Raw genomic sequence first — 18,599 nt, forward strand, 5'->3', positions numbered from 1 at the left:
AGTGGAATAATTAGGAGGTTTTGAGTCGTTTTATGGAAATAGAGCGTAAATTTTTAATTCAAAAAATGCCGGAGCATCTGGAACAATACAAGAGCCATCTGATCGAACAGGCTTATCTGAATGTGCGTCCTGTTGTCAGAGTACGCCGTGAAGATGAGAATTATTATATGACCTACAAAGGCGGAGGCATGATGGCCAGAGAAGAATACAATCTGCCATTGGATGCAGATTCATATGCCCATCTTCTTCAGAAAGCAGATGGCAATATTATTACCAAAAGACGTTATTTGATACCTTTTCATGCCTATACAATAGAGCTGGATGTTTTTGAAGGCCTGTTTGAAGGCATTGTTGTGGCGGAAGTGGAATTTCCGAGTATTGAAGAAGCGGAAAGCTTTGCGGCGCCGGAATGGTTTGGTGAAGATGTGACTTATGACGGCCGGTATCATAACAGTGCCATGAGCAGAATGAAAGTGGAAGAGATTGTTGAGATACAAAGTCTTTTGGCATCAGAAGGAAAATGATCAGGCGAAAATAGTCAGACAAAGCGAATATTAAGAGATGAGAGGTTTTGCTATATGAATACGAAAAATAAAGCCATTGTGTGTATTTTGATTTCAGCATTTGGCTTTTCAATTATGAATTTATGCGTGAAGCTGTCCGGTGATCTGCCGTCTATTGAAAAGAGCTTTTTTAGAAATCTTGTGGCAGCGATTATTGCGTTTATCTTATTATATAGAAGCAAAGCGGGTTTTTCCTGCAAGAAAGAGAATCTGCCGGCATTGATTTTGCGCGCTGTACTTGGAACCATTGGTATTTTCTGTAACTTTTATGCATTGAGCCATATGGTACTGTCGGATGCTTCCATGTTGAACAAGTTATCACCTTTCTTTACACTGATCTTTTCCTACATCTTCCTGAAGGAAAAGTTATCACCCTTCCAGTGTATTGCCATTGTGATCGCTTTTATCGGCAGTTTGTTTATCATCAAGCCATCTTTTGATCTGACAGCCACATTTCCGGCGCTTTGCGGCTTCATCGGCGGTGTGTGTGCCGGCGGTGCGTACACCTGTGTGCGGTATCTTGGTATTAAAGGTGAAAAAGGGCCTTTCATCGTGTTCTTTTTTTCGGCATTTTCATGCCTGGCGGCATTGCCGTACATGATCTTTTTCTTCGAACCGATGACACTGCAGCAGTTTCTGATTCTGATCGGTGCAGGCGCAGGCGCAGCCGTAGGTCAGTTTGGCATCACAGCCGCCTACAAGTATGCCCCGGCCAGAGAAATCTCCATTTATGATTATACATTGGTCATTTTCGCAGCCATCTGGAGTTTCATCTTCTTCGGCGAATTGCCGGATTGGATCAGTATCATTGGATATGTGTTGATCTTCGGTATGTCAGCATTGATGTTTTTGTATAATAACCGTCATGCGGAGTCGGCGAAATAATTTAAAAATGATGATATATTAACATTGCTGGTACATTTATGAATGCGTTATTGAAAATGTGAAGAAAAAAAACAGAAGGCCCATGTCTGGCAGTAAGGATGCTGGACATGAGCTTTTTTTGATATCACTGCAGCGAAGTGAATGTGACAAGAAAAGTCCGGCAATCTTAGTACTGCTACGTCCATCTTCGAAGGGAAGTGTGTTTCAGCAGGAATAGCTGACTTTTGACTGATTGGTTTACCATAACAGCCGTTTTTTTATGTTTTTTTTAGAAAAAAGTGGCTCTCCCCTATTTACATATGCCCGGATGTATAATATACTTAAATCCATAAGCGCTTGAAAACAGGCTGACTCCGCACTTTGGAGGGACCGGTTTCGGGATAGATGAAGGAGGATATTAATATCATGAGTGTACAGGTAGAGAAATTAGAACATAATATGGCGAAACTGACAATTACAGTTCCAGCTGAAACTTTCAATAAGGCAATTACACAGGCTTACAAGAAGATGAAGAACCAGATCTCCATTCCAGGTTTCAGAAAAGGTAAAGTGCCTCAGGCAATGGTAGAGAAGATGTACGGTGCAGGCATGTTCTATGAAGATGCTGCCAACATCGTTATTCCGGAAGAATATGACAAGGCACTTGCAGAAGTAAAGGATATCAAGATCACATCTCAGCCAGCCATCGATGTTACACAGATGGAAAAAGGCAAAGATTTCATCTTTACAGCAGAAGTAGCTACTAAACCAGAAGTTACACTTGGCCAGTACAAGGGTATCGAAGTACCTGAGAATAAGGTAGAAGTAACAGACGAAGAAATCGAAGCTGAACTGAAGAAAGTTCAGGAACAGAACGCAAGAGAGATTACAGTTGACAGACCAGCTGAGAACGGCGATACAGTTGTTATCGACTTCGAAGGTTCTGTAGATGGTGAAGTATTCGAAGGCGGTACAGCTGAGAACCATCCTCTGGTACTTGGTTCAGGTTCTTTCATCCCTGGATTCGAAGACCAGCTTGTTGGTGCGACAGCAGATTCTGATGTAGAAGTAAATGTAACATTCCCAGAAGATTACCAGGCTAAAGACCTTGCAGGCAAAGCTGCAGTATTCAAAGTAAAAGTTCATGAGATCAAGAAGAAAGAACTTCCGGAGATCAATGATGAATTCGCTCAGGATGTATCTGAATTTGATACACTTGATGAATACAAAGAAGATGTAAAGAAAGGCATTGCAGAACAGAAAGAAAAAGCTGTACGTCAGGAGAAACAGGAGAAGATTATCAGACAGATCGTAGAGAACGCTGAGATGGATATTCCGGATCCTATGGTAATTACTCAGACAAGACAGATGATGGATCAGTTTGCTCAGCAGATGCAGTCCAACGGTCTTTCTATGGCTCAGTACTATCAGTTTACAGGCCTGACACCGGACGGCCTTCTTGAACAGATGAAACCACAGGCTCAGAAGAACATTGAGAACAGACTTGTTCTTGAAGCAATTGCTGCAGCTGAAGGCATCACAGCAAGTGAAGAAGAAGTTGAGAAAGAATTCGCGAACATTGCTGAAAGATATGGTCTGACAGTAGACAAGGTTAAAGAAATCTTCGCTGACGAAGAAACAGAGAACATCAAGAGCGATATCGCTGCGCAGAAAGCACTTGACATGATCACAGAGGCTGCTGTAGAAGTTCCTGTAACTGAAGTAGAAGCAACTGTAGAAGACGCAGAATAATCATAACGTAAGATAGCAGGGCTGCCGCAGAGAAGTTTGCCGCAGCCCTGTGGTGTTGAATCAGTCTAAACAGCGTTTTGACTGAGTAAAATGCTGACATTGACAGATATGCGGGGCATATCTGGTTTGACAGGAGGATAAGGATGAGTTTAGTACCTACAGTCATTGAACAGTCAAGCAGAGGCGAACGTGCCTTTGATATTTATTCCAGACTTTTAAAAGACAGAATTATTTTCCTTGGAGAAGAAGTAACGGATGTATCCGCCAATCTGATTGTATCACAGCTCCTTTTCCTTGAATCTGAAGATCCGGGTAAGGATATTCAGATGTATATTAACAGTCCCGGCGGTTCTGTATCCGCAGGTATGGCTATCTATGATACCATGCAGTTTATTAAATGCGATGTATCAACAATTTGTATGGGTATGGCTGCAAGTATGGGTGCCTTCCTGCTGGCAGGCGGTACACCGGGCAAGCGTCTGGCTCTGCCGCATTCAACCATCATGATCCATCAGCCATCAGGCGGTGCACAGGGACAGGCAACAGAGATTCAGATTGTTGCTGACCGTATCCAGTACACAAAGCGTATGCTGAATGAATTACTGGCTGCCAATACACATCAGCCACTGGAGAAGATTGCAGCAGATACAGAAAGAGACTATTACATGAGTGCAGAAGAGGCCAAGAATTATGGCCTGATTGATGCTGTAGTAACCAAGCGTGCATAGGCAAGTCTTGAAGTAAAAGAGGTAGTATATGGCAAGTCGTATTGATGACAAGAAGCAGCCAAGATGTTCTTTTTGTAATAAAACACAGGATCAGGTCCGTAAGCTTATTGCAGGTCCGAATGCATTTATTTGTGATGAATGCGTAGATATCTGCATGGAGATCATCGAAGATGAGATGGAAGAGGATCAGAACGATGCGGACTTTAACCTGCTGAAACCTGTTGAGATTAAGAATTTCCTTGATCAGTACGTTATCGGACAGGAACAGGCCAAGAAGGTTTTATCCGTCGCTGTTTATAATCATTACAAGAGAATCGCATCCAACGCCGGCAATGATGTGGAATTGCAGAAGAGCAATATTATTATGGTAGGACCTACCGGTTCCGGCAAAACACTTTTGGCACAGACACTGGCTAAGGTTTTGAATGTACCATTTGCTATCGCAGATGCAACAGCTCTGACAGAAGCAGGTTATGTCGGTGAAGATGTGGAGAATATTCTGCTGAAACTGATTCAGGCAGCAGATTATGACATTGAGAAAGCCGAAAGAGGTATTATTTATATCGATGAGATCGACAAGATCACGAAGAAGTCCGAGAATGTCTCTATTACAAGAGATGTTTCCGGTGAAGGTGTTCAGCAGGCACTTTTGAAGATTCTGGAGGGTACGGTGGCATCTGTTCCGCCTCAGGGCGGCAGAAAGCATCCGCATCAGGAATTTCTTCAGATTGATACAACGAACATTCTGTTTATCTGCGGCGGTGCTTTTGATGGCCTGGACAAGATTGTCGAATCAAGAACAGGCGGTCAGTCCATCGGATTTAATGCAGATATTCATGTGAAGGAAGAAGAGCAGAATGTCAGTGAGCTGATGAAACAGGCACTACCTCAGGATTTTGTCAAATATGGCCTGATCCCTGAGTTTGTAGGCCGTGTGCCTGTCAGTGTATCTCTTGATCTGCTGGATGAGGATGCCCTTGTTCGTGTTCTGACAGAACCGAAGAGTGCGATCATCAAGCAGTACAAGAAACTGTTCCAGCTGGATGGTGTGGATCTTGAGTTTGAAGATGAGGCTGTTCATGAAATTGCCCATCGCTCATTCATGAGAAATACCGGTGCCAGAGGATTACGTTCCATTGTTGAGAATGTTTTGATGGATACAATGTTTACACTGCCGTCAGACGAAACAGTTGAGAAGTGTATTATCACCAAAGCTGTTGTTGATGGACAGGCAGCTCCAGAGCTGGTTCACGGTGAGCCGCAGCTCCCATCTAAGAAGGGACAGACGAAGAAGTCATCCCGCAAGAACAGCGGAGAAATCGCATAGGATTCACAAGGCTGCCGGTTGAAATGATACGGCAGCCTTTTTATGATAGAATTTGGAAGAATTTAGGGCCAGATACAGAAAACAGACAAATGAAATAGATCAAGCAACCAATGATAAGAAGGTGAACAAAAGAGATGAGTGATATTAACTGCAGAATGCCAGCAGTGGCATTGAGAGGACTTGTATGTCTGCCGGATATGATCCTGCATTTTGATGTAAGCCGCAAGAAGTCTATTGCTGCATTGGAAGCAGCCATGGTCAAAGACCAGATGGTTTTTCTTGTGGCACAGAAAGATCCGGATGAGGAAGATCCGAAACAGGAAGACCTTTATACGGCAGGTGCTATGGCGAAGGTGAAACAGATCGTCAAGATGCCTGAGAATATGGTCCGTGTTGTGGCAGAGGGCAAATTCAGGGCAGAACTGGACGAGATGATTTCGGTGTCTCCCTATTTGCTGACGGATGTCATTATTCATGACAGAGAAGAAAAGGTGGAGAATGAGAACGAGGCAGAGGCTATGCGCCGTGTCCTTGAGGAAATCGTTCAGAAATTTATCGATGCCGGTGCCAAGTTTGGTCCGGAGATCACAAGACAGATGGAACAGGCAGAGGATATTGTTAAACTGACGAATCAGCTCTGTGCCAACATGCCGATGCGTTGGCAGGATAGACAGACATTGGCAGAGAAGATGGATTTCCGTGAGCGGTATGAAGAATTATGCCGTATCATGGAGAAGGAATACGATGTTCTTCTGATCAACCAGGATATTCAGAACAAGGTCAAGAGCCGTCTTGAGAAGAATCAGCGGGATTATGTGCTGCGTGAGCAGATGAAGCTGATCCGTGAAGAACTGGGCGATGACATGCAGTCTGAAATCGATGAGTATGAGAAGAAACTGGAAGAACTGAAGGCACCGGATGTTGTAAAAGAGAAGCTTGAGAAGGAAATTTCACGCTTTAAGGCATCTGCAGGCAATTCAGCGGAGACAGGTGTTCTCAGAACCTATATTGATACATTGTTTGAAATGCCATGGAGCAAGACAAGCCGTGATAACAAGAATATTGACAAAGCAGCGAAGATTTTGCGGGAGGATCATTATGGACTGGAAAAGGTCAAAGAGAGAATTCTCGAATTCCTTTCCGTCAGATTACTGACGAAAAAGGGAGACAGCCCGATCCTTTGTCTGGTGGGCCCGCCGGGAACAGGTAAGACATCCATTGCACGTTCTATTGCGAGAGCTTTGAACAAGAAATATGTCCGCATCAGTCTTGGCGGTGTTCATGATGAAGCAGAGATCCGAGGACACCGAAGAACCTATATCGGTGCCATGCCGGGACGTATTGCGTCCGGACTTTCTCATGCTGGTGTAAAAAATCCAGTCATGCTTTTGGATGAGATTGACAAAGTCAGCACAGACTATAAAGGGGATACATTTTCCGCACTGCTGGAAGTGTTGGATTCTGAGCAGAACAGCAAGTTCAGAGACAATTATCTGGAACTTCCACTGGATCTTTCTGATGTGCTGTTTATCGCAACAGCCAATAGTTTGTCCACCATTCCGCGTCCGCTGTTAGACCGTATGGAGATCATCGAGATCAATACGTATACACAGAATGAGAAGCTTCATATTGCCAAAGAGCATCTGATCGAGAAGCAGATGAAAGCCAACGGCATCAAGGCGAAACAGCTGACGATCAGCGATAAGGCCATTGAAGATATCATTCTCTACTATACCCGTGAGTCCGGCGTCCGTGGTCTGGAACGCTGTCTGGGCGATATCTGCCGAAAGACAGCACGCATGATCCTGCAGGACGGCAAGAAGAATGTCAAAGTGACAGAGAAGAACTTGGAACATTTCCTTGGCACGAAGAAATATGATTATGAGATGGCCAATGCGAAGAATGAGATTGGCATCGTCCGGGGACTGGCATGGACCAGTGTAGGCGGTGATACCCTTTCTATCGAGGTCAATGTAATGCCGGGCAAAGGCAAGTTTGAACTGACCGGACATCTGGGGGATGTCATGAAGGAATCGGCCATGGCAGCCATCAGCTATATTCGTTCTGTCAGCGACCAGTTCAATATTGACAGGGAATTTTTTGAGAAAAATGACATTCATATCCACATTCCTGAAGGGGCTGTACCAAAGGATGGTCCTTCAGCAGGCGTGACCATGGCAACAGCGATGCTTTCTGCCATTACAGGTACTCCGGTTCGTGCAGATGTGGCAATGACAGGTGAGATTACCTTGAGAGGCCGTGTGCTTCCAATCGGCGGTCTTCGTGAGAAGTCCATTGCGGCTAAGGTGGCAGGTATTCACACAGTGATCGTACCGGAGAAAAACCGCAGAGATATCAAAGAACTGGACAAAGAGATCACGAAAGATCTGAAGTTTGTTTATGCATCCACAATGGCAGATATTCTTCCGGTGGCGCTGGAGAGTATGCCGAAGGCACAGGCAGCAAACAGTTAAGGTTTTGGCAGGAGAAGAAGAATGGTTATAAAGAATGTAAATCTGGAAACAGTATGCGGTATTACAAGCACGCTGCCGGAAAACCAGCATCCTGAGGTTGCTTTTTCCGGTAAGTCCAATGTAGGCAAATCCTCACTGATCAACGGTCTGGTGAACAGAAAAGCCTATGCAAGAGTTTCCCAGCAGCCGGGCAAGACCCAGACTATCAACTATTACAATGTGAATGATGAGATTTATATTGTCGATCTTCCGGGTTATGGTTTTGCCAATGTTTCACAGGCTGTCAAGGCAAAATGGGGCAAGATGATCGAGAATTATCTCCGAAAATCCAGACAGCTCCGCATGGTCTTTCTGTTAGTGGATATCCGTCATGAACCGTCAGCCAATGATAAGCATATGTACAGTTGGATCATTGAAAACGGCTTTTATCCGGCGATTATCGCCACAAAGCTGGACAAGATCAAGCGAAGCCAGGTTCAGAAACAACTGAAGCTGATCCGTGAAGGGCTGAATGTAGCAGAAGGCACACCGATTGTTCCGTATTCTGCGGTGACAAAGCAGGGCCGTGATGAGATATGGGAACTCATTGAAACTTATGCGATGGCGCCTGAGGAAGCACTGAATGAGGATGAGTAAAGGTTATGTTGATGCATGCTTGCCGAATTGACCGTCACTTTTTAGACAACCTATAATAAGTGTATTAAATATTACAAATAATGTGGCATAGCCTCCCTGGTTTTGGTATAATATTACCAAAGAAGGGGGGCTTTTTTATGAAGCTGTTTTTTTCGGGAGCGGCACATGAGGTAACAGGCAGCAAGCATTATCTCGAAGCGGCAGGCAAGAAGATTCTCATTGACTGTGGTATGGAGCAAGGCAAGAATCTTTATGAGAATCAGGAAATTCCGGTTCCTGCTTCTGATGTGGATTACGTTTTTTTGACACATGCCCATATTGATCATTCGGGAATGCTGCCTTTATTGTATAATCAGGGGTTCAAAGGTAGTGTTTATACAACAGAGGCAACACAGCAGCTCTGCCAGATCATGTTGCTTGACAGTGCGCATATCCAGGAATTTGAAGCGGAGTGGAAGAACCGTAAGGGCAAGCGTGCGGGCATACCGCCGATTGTACCGATTTATACAACGGAAGATGCAGTGGGGATTCTGCAGTATTTTGTACCATGCCGGTATGAGGAGAAGATACAGGTATGCGAAGGGATAGAAATCCGTTTTGTGGATGCGGGACATTTGCTGGGGTCAGCCAGCATCGAGGTATGGGTGACAGAACAGGGTGTGACGAAGAAGCTTGTATTTTCCGGTGATATCGGCAATACGAATCAGCCGATCATCAAGAATCCACATTATATTAAGGATGCGGATTATGTCATTATGGAATCCACGTATGGGGACAGAAGCCATGGTCCGCGTCCGGATTATATCAAGGAATTGACAGCAATCATCCAACGGACATTTGACCGGGGCGGCAATGTAGTCATTCCTTCCTTTGCTGTTGGACGAACTCAGGAGATGCTTTACTTTATCAGACAGATCAAGGCGGAAGGCCTTGTGAAGAACCATGATAATTTTGAGGTGTATGTGGACAGTCCACTGGCAGTGGAAGCAACGAATGTTTTCAACAGGAGTGTACCGGGATATTATGATGATGATGCGATGGCACTGATCAAACAGGGCATCAATCCGATCAGTTTTCCGGGTCTGAAGACGGCCGTTACAAGTGATGATTCCATTGCAATCAATGTATCCACGACACCGAAGGTGATCATATCTGCTTCCGGTATGTGTGATGCCGGCCGTATCCGTCATCATCTGAAACATAATCTGTGGCGTCCGGAATGTACGATCCTCTTTGTCGGCTATCAGTCCGTAGGCACACTGGGACGTAATCTTGTGGAAGGCGCGATGGAAGTGAAGCTTTTTGGCGAGACCATTGAAGTACAGGCAGAGATCACTTCCCTGGCAGGCGTCAGCGGTCATGCAGACTGCGAAGGCCTGATGAAATGGATCGGGGCCTTTGAGAAGAAGCCGAAGAGAGTTTTCGTTGTTCATGGTGAGGATACAGTGACAGATGTATTTGCAGCCAGGATCAAAGACGAATTAGGGATTGATGCAGTAGCACCATATACCGGTGCGGAATATGACCTGTTGACGAATGAATGTCTGCAGGCTCCGGAACCGGTACGAGTTACGCCGAAGAAGGCGATGCAGCGCAAGGCAGCGACAGTCTTTGAACGTCTGCTTAATGCAGGACGCCGCCTGATGCTTGTGATCCGCCACAATGAAGGCGGAACCAACAAGGATCTGACCCGATTTACCAATGAGATCAATAATCTCTGTGACAAATGGGATCGTTAATGGTATCCTATCATAGGTAACAGAGACAACCAATCATAAAATCTTCATCAGCTGAATATATTTCTTACCAGAGGTGATGCCAATGGATAGAAAAGAGCAGCTGATGAAGATTTTTTCCGTTCATATCAGGGAAATATTGACGGCATTGCCGGTGCATATAGGCAGACTTCAGGAAATCCGGCTGCGGGCGGGCAGGCCTTTGATGATTTTATATGATAACAAAGAATATCTGGCAGGCCCGGAAGGTAATATTGTGACAGAATCATCGGCAGCTTATCATGTTTCGGCACAGGAAATTCAAGAGACAATGACGTATCTCAGTCATTATTCCATCTATGCTTATGAGGAGGAAATACGACAGGGATTTCTGACCATTCAGGGCGGACATCGGGTGGGCATAGCAGGAAAAGTTCTGTCGGATGGCAATGGTATCAGGAGTATACGTCCTATTACATTTTTGAATGTCCGTCTGGCCCATGAGGTCAGGGGCTGTGCCGATGAATTAATGCCCTGGCTGTATGAAGAGGGCAGACCCTGCAATACATTGATCCTGTCGCCGCCGGGATGCGGAAAGACAACGATGCTTCGGGATGTGATCCGACAGTTTTCCAATGGCTGTGGACAGGAAGCGGGACGAAGAGTGGGAGTGGTGGATGAACGTTCAGAGATCGCTGCCTGCTATCGCGGTATTCCGCAGAATGATATGGGTATTCGGACGGATGTGCTGGATGGCTGCGCCAAACATATGGGGATGCAAATGATGCTGAGGTCCATGACACCGGAGATTCTGGCGGTGGATGAGATCGGCAGCAGGACAGATAAGGAGGCGATAGACGCTGTCATGAATTGCGGTTGTTGTCTGCTGGCAACGGCACATGGCGCTTCGATGGAAAAAATGCAGATGCGGCCGGCCCTTCGGCAGATGGCTGAGGAAAAAATATTTGAACGGTATGTTATACTCAGCCGAAAGAATACAGTCGGCAAAGTGGAGGCTATTCTTAATGCAGACATGGATTTTCTTTATCAAAATCATCGGGGCGATCTGTGTCATGACAGGATGCGGCGGAGCAGGACTGGCTATGGGCGTCTCCTGGAAGAGGCGCTATGTACAGCTGGGACAGATGCAGCGGTCACTTAGAATGCTGCATGGTGAAATCAGGTATACAGGGGCAGAACTTCCGGAAGCCATCGATCAGATAGCCCTTCGTCAGGAAAAGCCCTTCTCAGATTTTTATCACGGCCTATCAGAGCAAATGCGCCGAATGGATGGGCAATCATTGAAAACTTTATGGCAGACGGAAATTGAAAAATGTCTGAATAACACCTATCTGACAAAGGAGGATAAACAGATTTTTCTGGAGTCCGGCAGTCAGCTTGGGTATCTGGACCGACAGATGCAGCTGTCATCCCTGGAAGCCTGTATGGCACAGATTGAAGACAATCAAAATATGATTCGGAAAAATATGAAGGAAAAACAGAAACTCAGTGTTGCACTTGGACTTTTGTCCGGTTTTTTTATTATAATCCTGTTAATATGATTTTTCCGGGAGGTCCGGTATGACAGTCAATGTAATTTTTAAAATAGCAGCCGTCGGCATCCTTATTTCCGTATTGAATCAGATATTGAAGCATTCCGGCAGGGATGACCAGGCTTTTTTGACGAGTCTTGCCGGACTGATTCTTGTATTGATGTGGATTATTCCGTATATTTATGAATTGTTTCAAACAATTCAGCAACTTTTTGCGTTATGAAAGGCGGCTAAATGGAAGTGATCAAAGCAGCTGTCATGGGGATCGCGGCCGCCATGCTGGCTTTATATATGAAATCTGTCCGGCCGGAATACAGTTCGATGATCAGTATAAGTGCCGGTATTTTTATTTTTGGTTTTGCACTGATCTGTCTTCAGAAAATTACCGGAAGTATTCAGACTCTGGGAGAATATCTGGCAGTCAGCCCGGTCTATATAAGAATTCTTCTGCGGATCACAGGCATTGCCTATATCTGTGACTTTGCATCATGTATATGCAAAGATGCCGGCTATCAGGCGATTGCGGCACAGATTGAGCTTCTGGGCAAATTGACGATCGTTGTTATGAGCCTTCCGGTACTGCAGACATTGATGAGCGCCATTACGGAGTTTATCGGAGCCTAAATGGAGAGATGGCCAAAAATCAAAATGTGGAAATATATCCTGAGAAAGAAAATGCTGTATGGTATCGGTTTTGTGTGTGTCCTTATTGGAATGACAGTCACTGGTGTTTGCATAAAGCCTGCAAAAGAAGTACAGGCATCAATCAGTCATGAAGCTGTTAAAGACATCAGATCGGATGCTCCAGGAGGGGGAGAGGATGTTTCTGAACAGCCGGAGGGTGAAAACACGGACGATAAGGATGATCCGTTAGACATGCTGGGAGATCTGTCTGAAATAGAGGCTGCGGTTTCGGAGGCAATGACTGTCAGGTCTTCTGTATCTTTCAAAGCGATTTTAAAACAGCTGATGACAGGAAGCCTTTCTGAGGCCGGACAGCTTTTGTTTCAGATGATCCGGGAACAGGTGGCCGGTGGCATTTATGAGAATCAGCAGCTGTTATTCAAAATCGCCTGTTTTGCAGTGATCGGTGCGATATTTACGAATTTTGCCATGGCATTTTCAAAAGAACAGGTGGCGGAAACCGGTTTCTATCTGACTTATACACTGTTAATGACACTGATGATGACGTCTTTTATGATGACATCTGCCATTGTCCGTGATGTATTGCATTCACTGACAGAATTTATGAAAGTGCTGCTGCCGACGTTTTGTACGGCCCTGACATTTACAACGGGCAGTCTGCTGTCCGGTGCGTATTATGAATTGATGATGATTGCTATTGCTGCTGCGGACTGGCTGATGAGTTCTTTGATTATGAAAATGATACAGGTGTATGTACTGACGGCCCTGGTCAACCATATTTCAAAAGAAGATTATCTTTCAAAACTCAGTGAATTGCTGGCACTGCTGATCCGTTGGAGTATCCGCACCGTTGTGGGTGTTATCCTTGGCATCAACATTTTGCAGACCATGCTGCTGCCGGCCATCGACCGGGCAAAGGAAACTGTGGCCTATAAGCTTATATCCGCTGTGCCGGGGGTCGGAACGGCTATGAATACAGCTGTGGGGGCGGTCATTGGCTCCGGTGTGCTTATCCGAAATGTGCTGGGGATGGGAAGCCTGCTGATTATTTTGCTGATCTGTGCGGTTCCGGTGGTTCGGGTCTGTATGGTCCTTTTATCATACAAAATTGTACAGGCAGTGATCCAGCCGGTTACGGAAAAACGCCTTCTTGAAGGAATGGATGCCATGACACAGGGGGTCGGAATGTTGCTACATGTGCTTGTCGCCTGTGTGCTTATGTTTATTCTCTCCCTGGCGGTGGTCTGCAACGCGGCTTCGGTTGTTGCGGTATAATGGAAGGAGCCGATATGGAACAGCTTCTGGTCTGGGTAAAAAAACTGGCTGTGTTTATGATTTTGTGCAGCTATATGGAACATCTGCTGCCGGCACAATACAAGCGATATTTTCATATGTGTACCGGCCTTATCCTGATTCTGATGATCACATCGCCGCTGCGGCAGGTGCTTCAGGGCAATATTGGGAGTGAGGTAAGCTGTCTGCTTGAGAATCTGAGGACGGGCAGTCAGGTCTATCAGATGAAGGGGGAGGATGGAAAACGATATCAGGCCTATTATATGAAGCAATATAAAGCTGCCATGACAGAACAGATCAGGAATCTGGCAGACATGAGCGGATTAAGGGCAGAGGAGATCCGGCTTTCTGTCAATGAAGATGTGTCCAGTGATTCATACGGATGCCCGACAGAAGTGTCTATGAATGTGCTGTCAGAAGACGGAATGGAGGCAGATAACGGGAGTAAAAAGCAGTTCAGACAATTGCTGAGTCAGCAGCTTGGAATGGCAGAAAGTCAGATCCACTTTGGTTATTCGGGGTAGGGAGGCCGATGAGAATGGCAGATTTCAAAGCATTCTGGCAGCGGTTTAAAAGCGGTGAAAACGGCGGCAAAGGGCAAAAAGACCGGTTTATGCTTCTGGCACTTGTGGGGCTGCTGATTCTGGTGGCTGTATGGCCGGTTGGGGGAAAGTCAGGGAAAACATCCGGTCAGACAGAGGCATCAGTGGAGAAAAAGCAGGAGACATCGTATAATTATGCAGATCAGTATGCGGCTGTTATGGAAAGCAGGTTGAAATCCATGCTTGAGAGTGTGGAAGGTGCCGGAGAAGTGAAGGTGATGATCACCTTAAAAAACAACGGCGAACAGGTGGTGGAAAAAGACAGGACTTATTCGGAGAATAAAACCGGGCAGGGGGAACAGAGTGGTCAGACAACAACGAATAATAATATAAGCCGCTCTGAATCTACGGTGTACAGCAGTTCAAACGGCGGGAGTCCGTATGTGGTCAAACAGATAGAACCGGAAATAGAAGGTGTGCTGGTGGCAGCACAGGGGGGCGGTGATGAGACAGTGGTCAATGAAATTACTTATGCCGTGCAGGTATTATTTGATGTACCGGTACATAAAATAAAAGTAGTAAAAATGAGCAGCAGGTAGGAGGGTATTTTGAAACGGCTTTTCAGGAAAAATCAGATCATTATTACATCTCTGGCAATTATGATCGTCATTGCCGGCTATCTGAATTTTACAGCAGACCAGACAAAACCGGTGAAACAGGAAGCAGCGGCCGAAACAGCAGAGAAGATCCGGGAGGAAAATATACAGGCTGAGGAGGCAGCAGCCGGTGCGGAGGCAGATATTACATCTTTTCCGGATGAAGATCTGGCTTCTGTATCAGCCGAGGCAGAGAGCACAGCGGATACAGAAACACCGGAAGGGGAAAAGGTCGGTGAAGCAGTACTTACCAGTTCTGCCTCAGCAGGCGCATTCAGTGCTTCTGCCAAATTAAACAGAGAGCAGGTGCGTTCAAAAAATGAGGCCTCTTTACTGGAGATCATCAATAATACAGACATATCGGAAGACATGAAAGCCGATGCGATCGCCAGCATGAACAGAATGACCGACAGAGCAGAAAAAGAGCTGGATGCGGAACTTCTTCTTGAGGCCAAAGGCTTTAAAGACAGCGTGGTCAGCATCAATGATGATTCTGTGGATGTTATAGTGGGTGCGGCTGAGATTACGGATGAACAGAAAGCGCAGATTGAAGATATCGTGACACGCAAGACAGAGAGAGATGTGTCGGATATTGTGATAACAACCATGGAATAAGTATTCATTTTTATATGAAAAGATATACTTTTCAAGAGGCGGATACTTTGGTATAATAGACATAACCAGATGAATATGGAGGTATAGACACAATGGCAAATGAACGTGAGAATAATACGAATTATACAATATATGAAAATGGTCCTTTAGGAGAGGTTCAGATCGCCAATGAAGTGGTGGCGATCATTGCAGGAATAGCAGCAACCGAAGTGGATGGTGTCGTTGCCATGGCTGGAGATGTTCAGAAGGAACTGGTCAGCAAGCTTGGAATGAAGGTTTTGTCCAAAGGTGTACGTATTGCTTTTGAAGACAGCGGTATCCGGGTAGATTTATCCATCATTCTTGAATATGGCTGCAGTATTCCTGAAGTAACAGCAGCTGTTCAGGAACGTGTGAAGAACTCAATTGAGACCATGACCGGACTGAAAGTTGTAGATGTGAACATCCGGGTCGCTGATGTGAAGATAGACAACGAATAGCAGAGGGCAGATCTGCCGGCTTTGCAAGAGCCGGTATGATTTGTCCTTAAGTTTGTTTTTAATTAATGATAGAATACAGTGGAGGAAAGAATGGGAAGACGCGAATTAAGAGAACATATTTTCAGATTATTATTTCGAAGGGATTTTTTTCCTGAAGAAGAGATGAAAGAGCAGGAAGCGTTTTATATTGAATATCTGGCGGATCCTGAACAGAAAGAAGTGGACTATATTGTTCAGAAGACAGAGAAGATCATGGCAATGATTCCGGAACTGGATACCATGGTCAATGAACATTCCGTCGGATGGCAGACAGAGCGTATGGGCAAGGTGGATCTCACGATCATCCGACTGGCTGTCTATGAGATGAAGTACGATGACGATATTCCGGTCAGCGTAGCCATTAATGAAGCTGTAGAACTGGCAAAACGCTACGGATCAGAGAATTCACCGGCATTTATCAACGGTGTGCTTGCGAAGATGATTTAAGGCTATGAACAGAAAGCAGGTCTATTCCGTATCAAGTGTGAATCAGTATATCAAAAGTCTGTTCATGGATGATTTTGCCCTGAATCATATTTATGTCCGGGGAGAAGTTTCCAATTGCAAGTACCATTCATCAGGGCATATTTATTTTACATTGAAGGATCGTGGAGGAGCGATTGCCTGTGTGATGTTTGCCGGGAACAGAAAGGGACTGAATTTCCGTATGTCGGAAGGTATGGCCGTGATTGTTTACGGCAGTGTCAGTGTGTATGAGCGGGACGGCAAATATCAGCTGTATGCCCGTGAGATCATACAGGAAGGCGCAGGCAGGCTTTATGAAGCATATGAAGCATTGAAGAAAAAGCTTCTTGCCGAAGGCCTGTTTGATGAGGAACATAAGCAGAAAATCCCGAAGTATCCGAAGAGGCTGGGCGTTGTGACGGCGAGAACCGGTGCGGCTGTACAGGATATTATTAATGTTTCCCTGAGAAGAAATCCATGGCTTCAGATCGTGTTCTGTCCGTCTGCTGTACAGGGAGATGGAGCGGCTCAGTCTGTTGTCCGGGGAATCCATGCGCTGGAAGCAGCCGGCGTGGATGTGATGATCGTCGGGCGCGGCGGCGGATCCATTGAGGATTTATGGGCCTTTAATGAAGAAATTGTGGCCAGAGCGGTTTATGAATGCTCGGTTCCGGTGATTTCTGCAGTGGGGCATGAGACCGATACGACGATCATTGATTTTGTGTCTGATCTGCGTGCACCGACGCCATCGGCGGCTGCCGAACTGGCTGTGCCGGATATGCGGGTGATCCTTGGTCAGATCCAGGGGTATGAGGAGAGTCTCAGTCATGCCATGGAACAGGCGGTGCTGCGAAACAGACAGCGCGTGGAGAACTATCAGCGTATTTTCAGACATTTGAACCCACAGTCCCGTCTGAACGATAGGCGACAGCGTCTGATGGAGATAGAAGAAAGACTGCGTATTGGCATGAACCGAAAGCTGGATGCAGCCAAGTCAGAACTGGCTATCCGGACGCAGAAGCTGGAAGGTGTTTCGCCTCTCAGACAGTTAGAGCGAGGCTATGCTTATGTGTCGGATGAAGAAGGACATGGCATTACATCAGCCGGACAGGTGACAAAAGGGCAGCGGCTGCTTTTGGATGTCAGGGATGGAAGAATAGAGAGCGAAGTAACAGCGGTTAAGAAGCGGATGAGCTGAAAGAGGAGGATACACGATGGCGAAAGCAAAATCACTGGAGACAGCATTTGAAGAGCTGGATGCGCTTGCTGCGAAGATGGAAGACAGAGATCTTCCTCTTGAAGAAGCTTTTAAGCTGTATCAGGAAGGTGTGAAGCTCTTGAAATACTGCAATGGTGCGATTGACAAGGTTGAGAAAAAGATTATAGAAATTCATGGAAATGAAGATGAAGAGGACGAATAGTCCGGAGGCTGTGAGATGCAATTGGAACAGGAATTAAAAGAGAAAACAGCAGATATAGAGAAGTTACTTGAGCGGATGCTTCCGGAAGAAGCGGGGCTTCAGAAGACGATTTTTTCAGCGATGCGATACAGCCTGATGGCTGGCGGCAAGCGGATTCGTCCATTACTGATCGCTGAGACCTACAGATTTTTCGGCGGTACGGATATGGCATTGGCAGAGCCTTTTATGGCAGCTATTGAGATGATCCACACGTATTCGCTGATCCATGATGATCTGCCGGCACTGGACAATGATGACTACAGAAGAGGACGTCTGACTTCCCATAAGGTTTACGGGGAAGCGATGGCGATCCTGGCAGGTGATGCACTGCTGAATTATGCCTTCGAGACAGCGTCTAAGGCGATGGATCATGCCAGAGATGATGAAGAACTTCTACGGGTCATGAAAGCTTTTAGAATTCTCAGTTCAAAGCCGGGGATCAACGGTATGATCGGCGGACAGGTAGTGGATGTTGAACTGACCGGGAAGCCGATACCGGAGAAGACACTGCGCTTTATTTTCGAATTAAAGACCGGTGCCTTAATTGAAGCAGCGATGATGATCGGTGCGCAGCTTGCCGGGGCATCGGATGAACAGATTGCTGCGGTGGAGAAAGCAGCCGGCGATATCGGCATGGCCTTCCAGATCCAGGATGATGTGCTGGATGTGATCGGCAATGAAGCATTGCTTGGCAAACCGGTGCACAGCGATGAGAAGAACGAGAAGACAACATGGGTGACAGTCTACGGACTGGAACAGGCAAAAAAGGATGTGGCGGAATATTCAGAGGAGG

At 45.9% G+C, this 18,599-nt stretch carries 21 protein-coding genes; all 21 read left to right on the top strand.

Annotated elements, in window-relative coordinates; translation table 11 throughout:
* Positions 1 to 32 precede the first annotated feature (32 nt).
* The gene (locus WMO25_RS04670; protein WP_349084319.1) at positions 33 to 524 is read left to right on the top strand and encodes a CYTH domain-containing protein; all 492 of its coding nucleotides are present in this window, start codon (positions 33 to 35) and stop codon (positions 522 to 524) included.
* 54 nt (positions 525 to 578) lie between these two features.
* Entirely contained in the window at positions 579 to 1,448 is an 870-nt protein-coding gene (locus WMO25_RS04675) for a DMT family transporter (RefSeq protein ID WP_349084320.1), read from the top strand.
* Between the two features lie 405 nt (positions 1,449 to 1,853).
* A complete protein-coding gene (gene tig, locus WMO25_RS04680; RefSeq protein ID WP_117541655.1) occupies positions 1,854 to 3,179 on the top strand; it encodes a trigger factor in 1,326 nt (441 codons plus the stop codon).
* Positions 3,180 to 3,322: 143 nt separating this feature from the next.
* Entirely contained in the window at positions 3,323 to 3,907 is a 585-nt protein-coding gene (gene clpP, locus WMO25_RS04685; protein WP_015512677.1) for an ATP-dependent Clp endopeptidase proteolytic subunit ClpP, read from the top strand.
* Between the two features lie 28 nt (positions 3,908 to 3,935).
* Positions 3,936 to 5,234 (top strand): ATP-dependent Clp protease ATP-binding subunit ClpX, encoded by a 1,299-nt coding sequence (gene clpX, locus WMO25_RS04690; protein WP_349084323.1) that lies wholly within the window; start codon positions 3,936 to 3,938, stop codon positions 5,232 to 5,234.
* Between the two features lie 134 nt (positions 5,235 to 5,368).
* Positions 5,369 to 7,708, top strand: a complete 2,340-nt coding sequence (lon, locus tag WMO25_RS04695; protein ID WP_270258324.1) for an endopeptidase La — start codon at positions 5,369 to 5,371, stop codon at positions 7,706 to 7,708.
* A gap of 21 nt (positions 7,709 to 7,729) precedes the next feature.
* Positions 7,730 to 8,344 (top strand): ribosome biogenesis GTP-binding protein YihA/YsxC, encoded by a 615-nt coding sequence (yihA, locus tag WMO25_RS04700; protein WP_349084324.1) that lies wholly within the window; start codon positions 7,730 to 7,732, stop codon positions 8,342 to 8,344.
* Positions 8,345 to 8,481: 137 nt separating this feature from the next.
* On the top strand, positions 8,482 to 10,083 hold the full coding sequence (locus WMO25_RS04705; protein ID WP_349084325.1) for an MBL fold metallo-hydrolase RNA specificity domain-containing protein: 1,602 nt from the start codon (positions 8,482 to 8,484) through the stop codon (positions 10,081 to 10,083).
* A gap of 82 nt (positions 10,084 to 10,165) precedes the next feature.
* On the top strand, positions 10,166 to 11,221 hold the full coding sequence (gene spoIIIAA / locus WMO25_RS04710; RefSeq protein ID WP_349084326.1) for a stage III sporulation protein AA: 1,056 nt from the start codon (positions 10,166 to 10,168) through the stop codon (positions 11,219 to 11,221).
* The gene (locus tag WMO25_RS04715; RefSeq protein ID WP_242991827.1) at positions 11,163 to 11,621 is read left to right on the top strand and encodes a stage III sporulation protein AB; all 459 of its coding nucleotides are present in this window, start codon (positions 11,163 to 11,165) and stop codon (positions 11,619 to 11,621) included. Before spoIIIAA ends, WMO25_RS04715 begins: the two co-directional genes overlap by 59 nt.
* Positions 11,622 to 11,640: 19 nt before the next feature.
* Entirely contained in the window at positions 11,641 to 11,835 is a 195-nt protein-coding gene (gene spoIIIAC / locus WMO25_RS04720; protein WP_015512684.1) for a stage III sporulation protein AC, read from the top strand.
* A gap of 11 nt (positions 11,836 to 11,846) precedes the next feature.
* Positions 11,847 to 12,236 carry a SpoIIIAC/SpoIIIAD family protein gene (locus WMO25_RS04725; RefSeq protein WP_015512685.1) on the top strand — a complete coding sequence of 130 codons (390 nt, stop codon included), beginning with the start codon at positions 11,847 to 11,849 and terminating at the stop codon, positions 12,234 to 12,236.
* 24 nt (positions 12,237 to 12,260) lie between these two features.
* Positions 12,261 to 13,532, top strand: a complete 1,272-nt coding sequence (locus WMO25_RS04730) for a stage III sporulation protein AE (protein WP_349084329.1) — start codon at positions 12,261 to 12,263, stop codon at positions 13,530 to 13,532.
* A gap of 14 nt (positions 13,533 to 13,546) precedes the next feature.
* On the top strand, positions 13,547 to 14,074 hold the full coding sequence (locus WMO25_RS04735) for a stage III sporulation protein AF (RefSeq protein WP_349084330.1): 528 nt from the start codon (positions 13,547 to 13,549) through the stop codon (positions 14,072 to 14,074).
* 14 nt (positions 14,075 to 14,088) lie between these two features.
* Entirely contained in the window at positions 14,089 to 14,691 is a 603-nt protein-coding gene (locus tag WMO25_RS04740) for a SpoIIIAG-related protein (protein ID WP_227082298.1), read from the top strand.
* Positions 14,692 to 14,700: 9 nt separating this feature from the next.
* Positions 14,701 to 15,363 carry a SpoIIIAH-like family protein gene (locus tag WMO25_RS04745; RefSeq protein WP_349084332.1) on the top strand — a complete coding sequence of 221 codons (663 nt, stop codon included), beginning with the start codon at positions 14,701 to 14,703 and terminating at the stop codon, positions 15,361 to 15,363.
* 92 nt (positions 15,364 to 15,455) lie between these two features.
* Positions 15,456 to 15,842, top strand: a complete 387-nt coding sequence (locus tag WMO25_RS04750) for an Asp23/Gls24 family envelope stress response protein (protein ID WP_349084333.1) — start codon at positions 15,456 to 15,458, stop codon at positions 15,840 to 15,842.
* A gap of 90 nt (positions 15,843 to 15,932) precedes the next feature.
* Positions 15,933 to 16,328 carry a transcription antitermination factor NusB gene (nusB, locus tag WMO25_RS04755; protein ID WP_015512690.1) on the top strand — a complete coding sequence of 132 codons (396 nt, stop codon included), beginning with the start codon at positions 15,933 to 15,935 and terminating at the stop codon, positions 16,326 to 16,328.
* A 4-nt stretch (positions 16,329 to 16,332) separates the two neighbouring features.
* On the top strand, positions 16,333 to 17,544 hold the full coding sequence (xseA, locus tag WMO25_RS04760) for an exodeoxyribonuclease VII large subunit (RefSeq protein WP_349084335.1): 1,212 nt from the start codon (positions 16,333 to 16,335) through the stop codon (positions 17,542 to 17,544).
* Positions 17,545 to 17,560: 16 nt separating this feature from the next.
* Complete coding sequence (xseB, locus tag WMO25_RS04765; RefSeq protein WP_015512692.1) at positions 17,561 to 17,767, top strand: exodeoxyribonuclease VII small subunit; 207 nt, start codon at positions 17,561 to 17,563, stop codon at positions 17,765 to 17,767.
* 15 nt (positions 17,768 to 17,782) lie between these two features.
* Positions 17,783 to 18,599, top strand: an 817-nt coding sequence (locus WMO25_RS04770; RefSeq protein WP_349084337.1) for a polyprenyl synthetase family protein, incomplete at its 3' end; no start/stop codon positions are given.

The organism is Coprococcus intestinihominis (assembly GCF_040096555.1).
Taxonomy (GTDB): Bacteria; Bacillota; Clostridia; order Lachnospirales; family Lachnospiraceae; genus Coprococcus_A; species Coprococcus_A intestinihominis.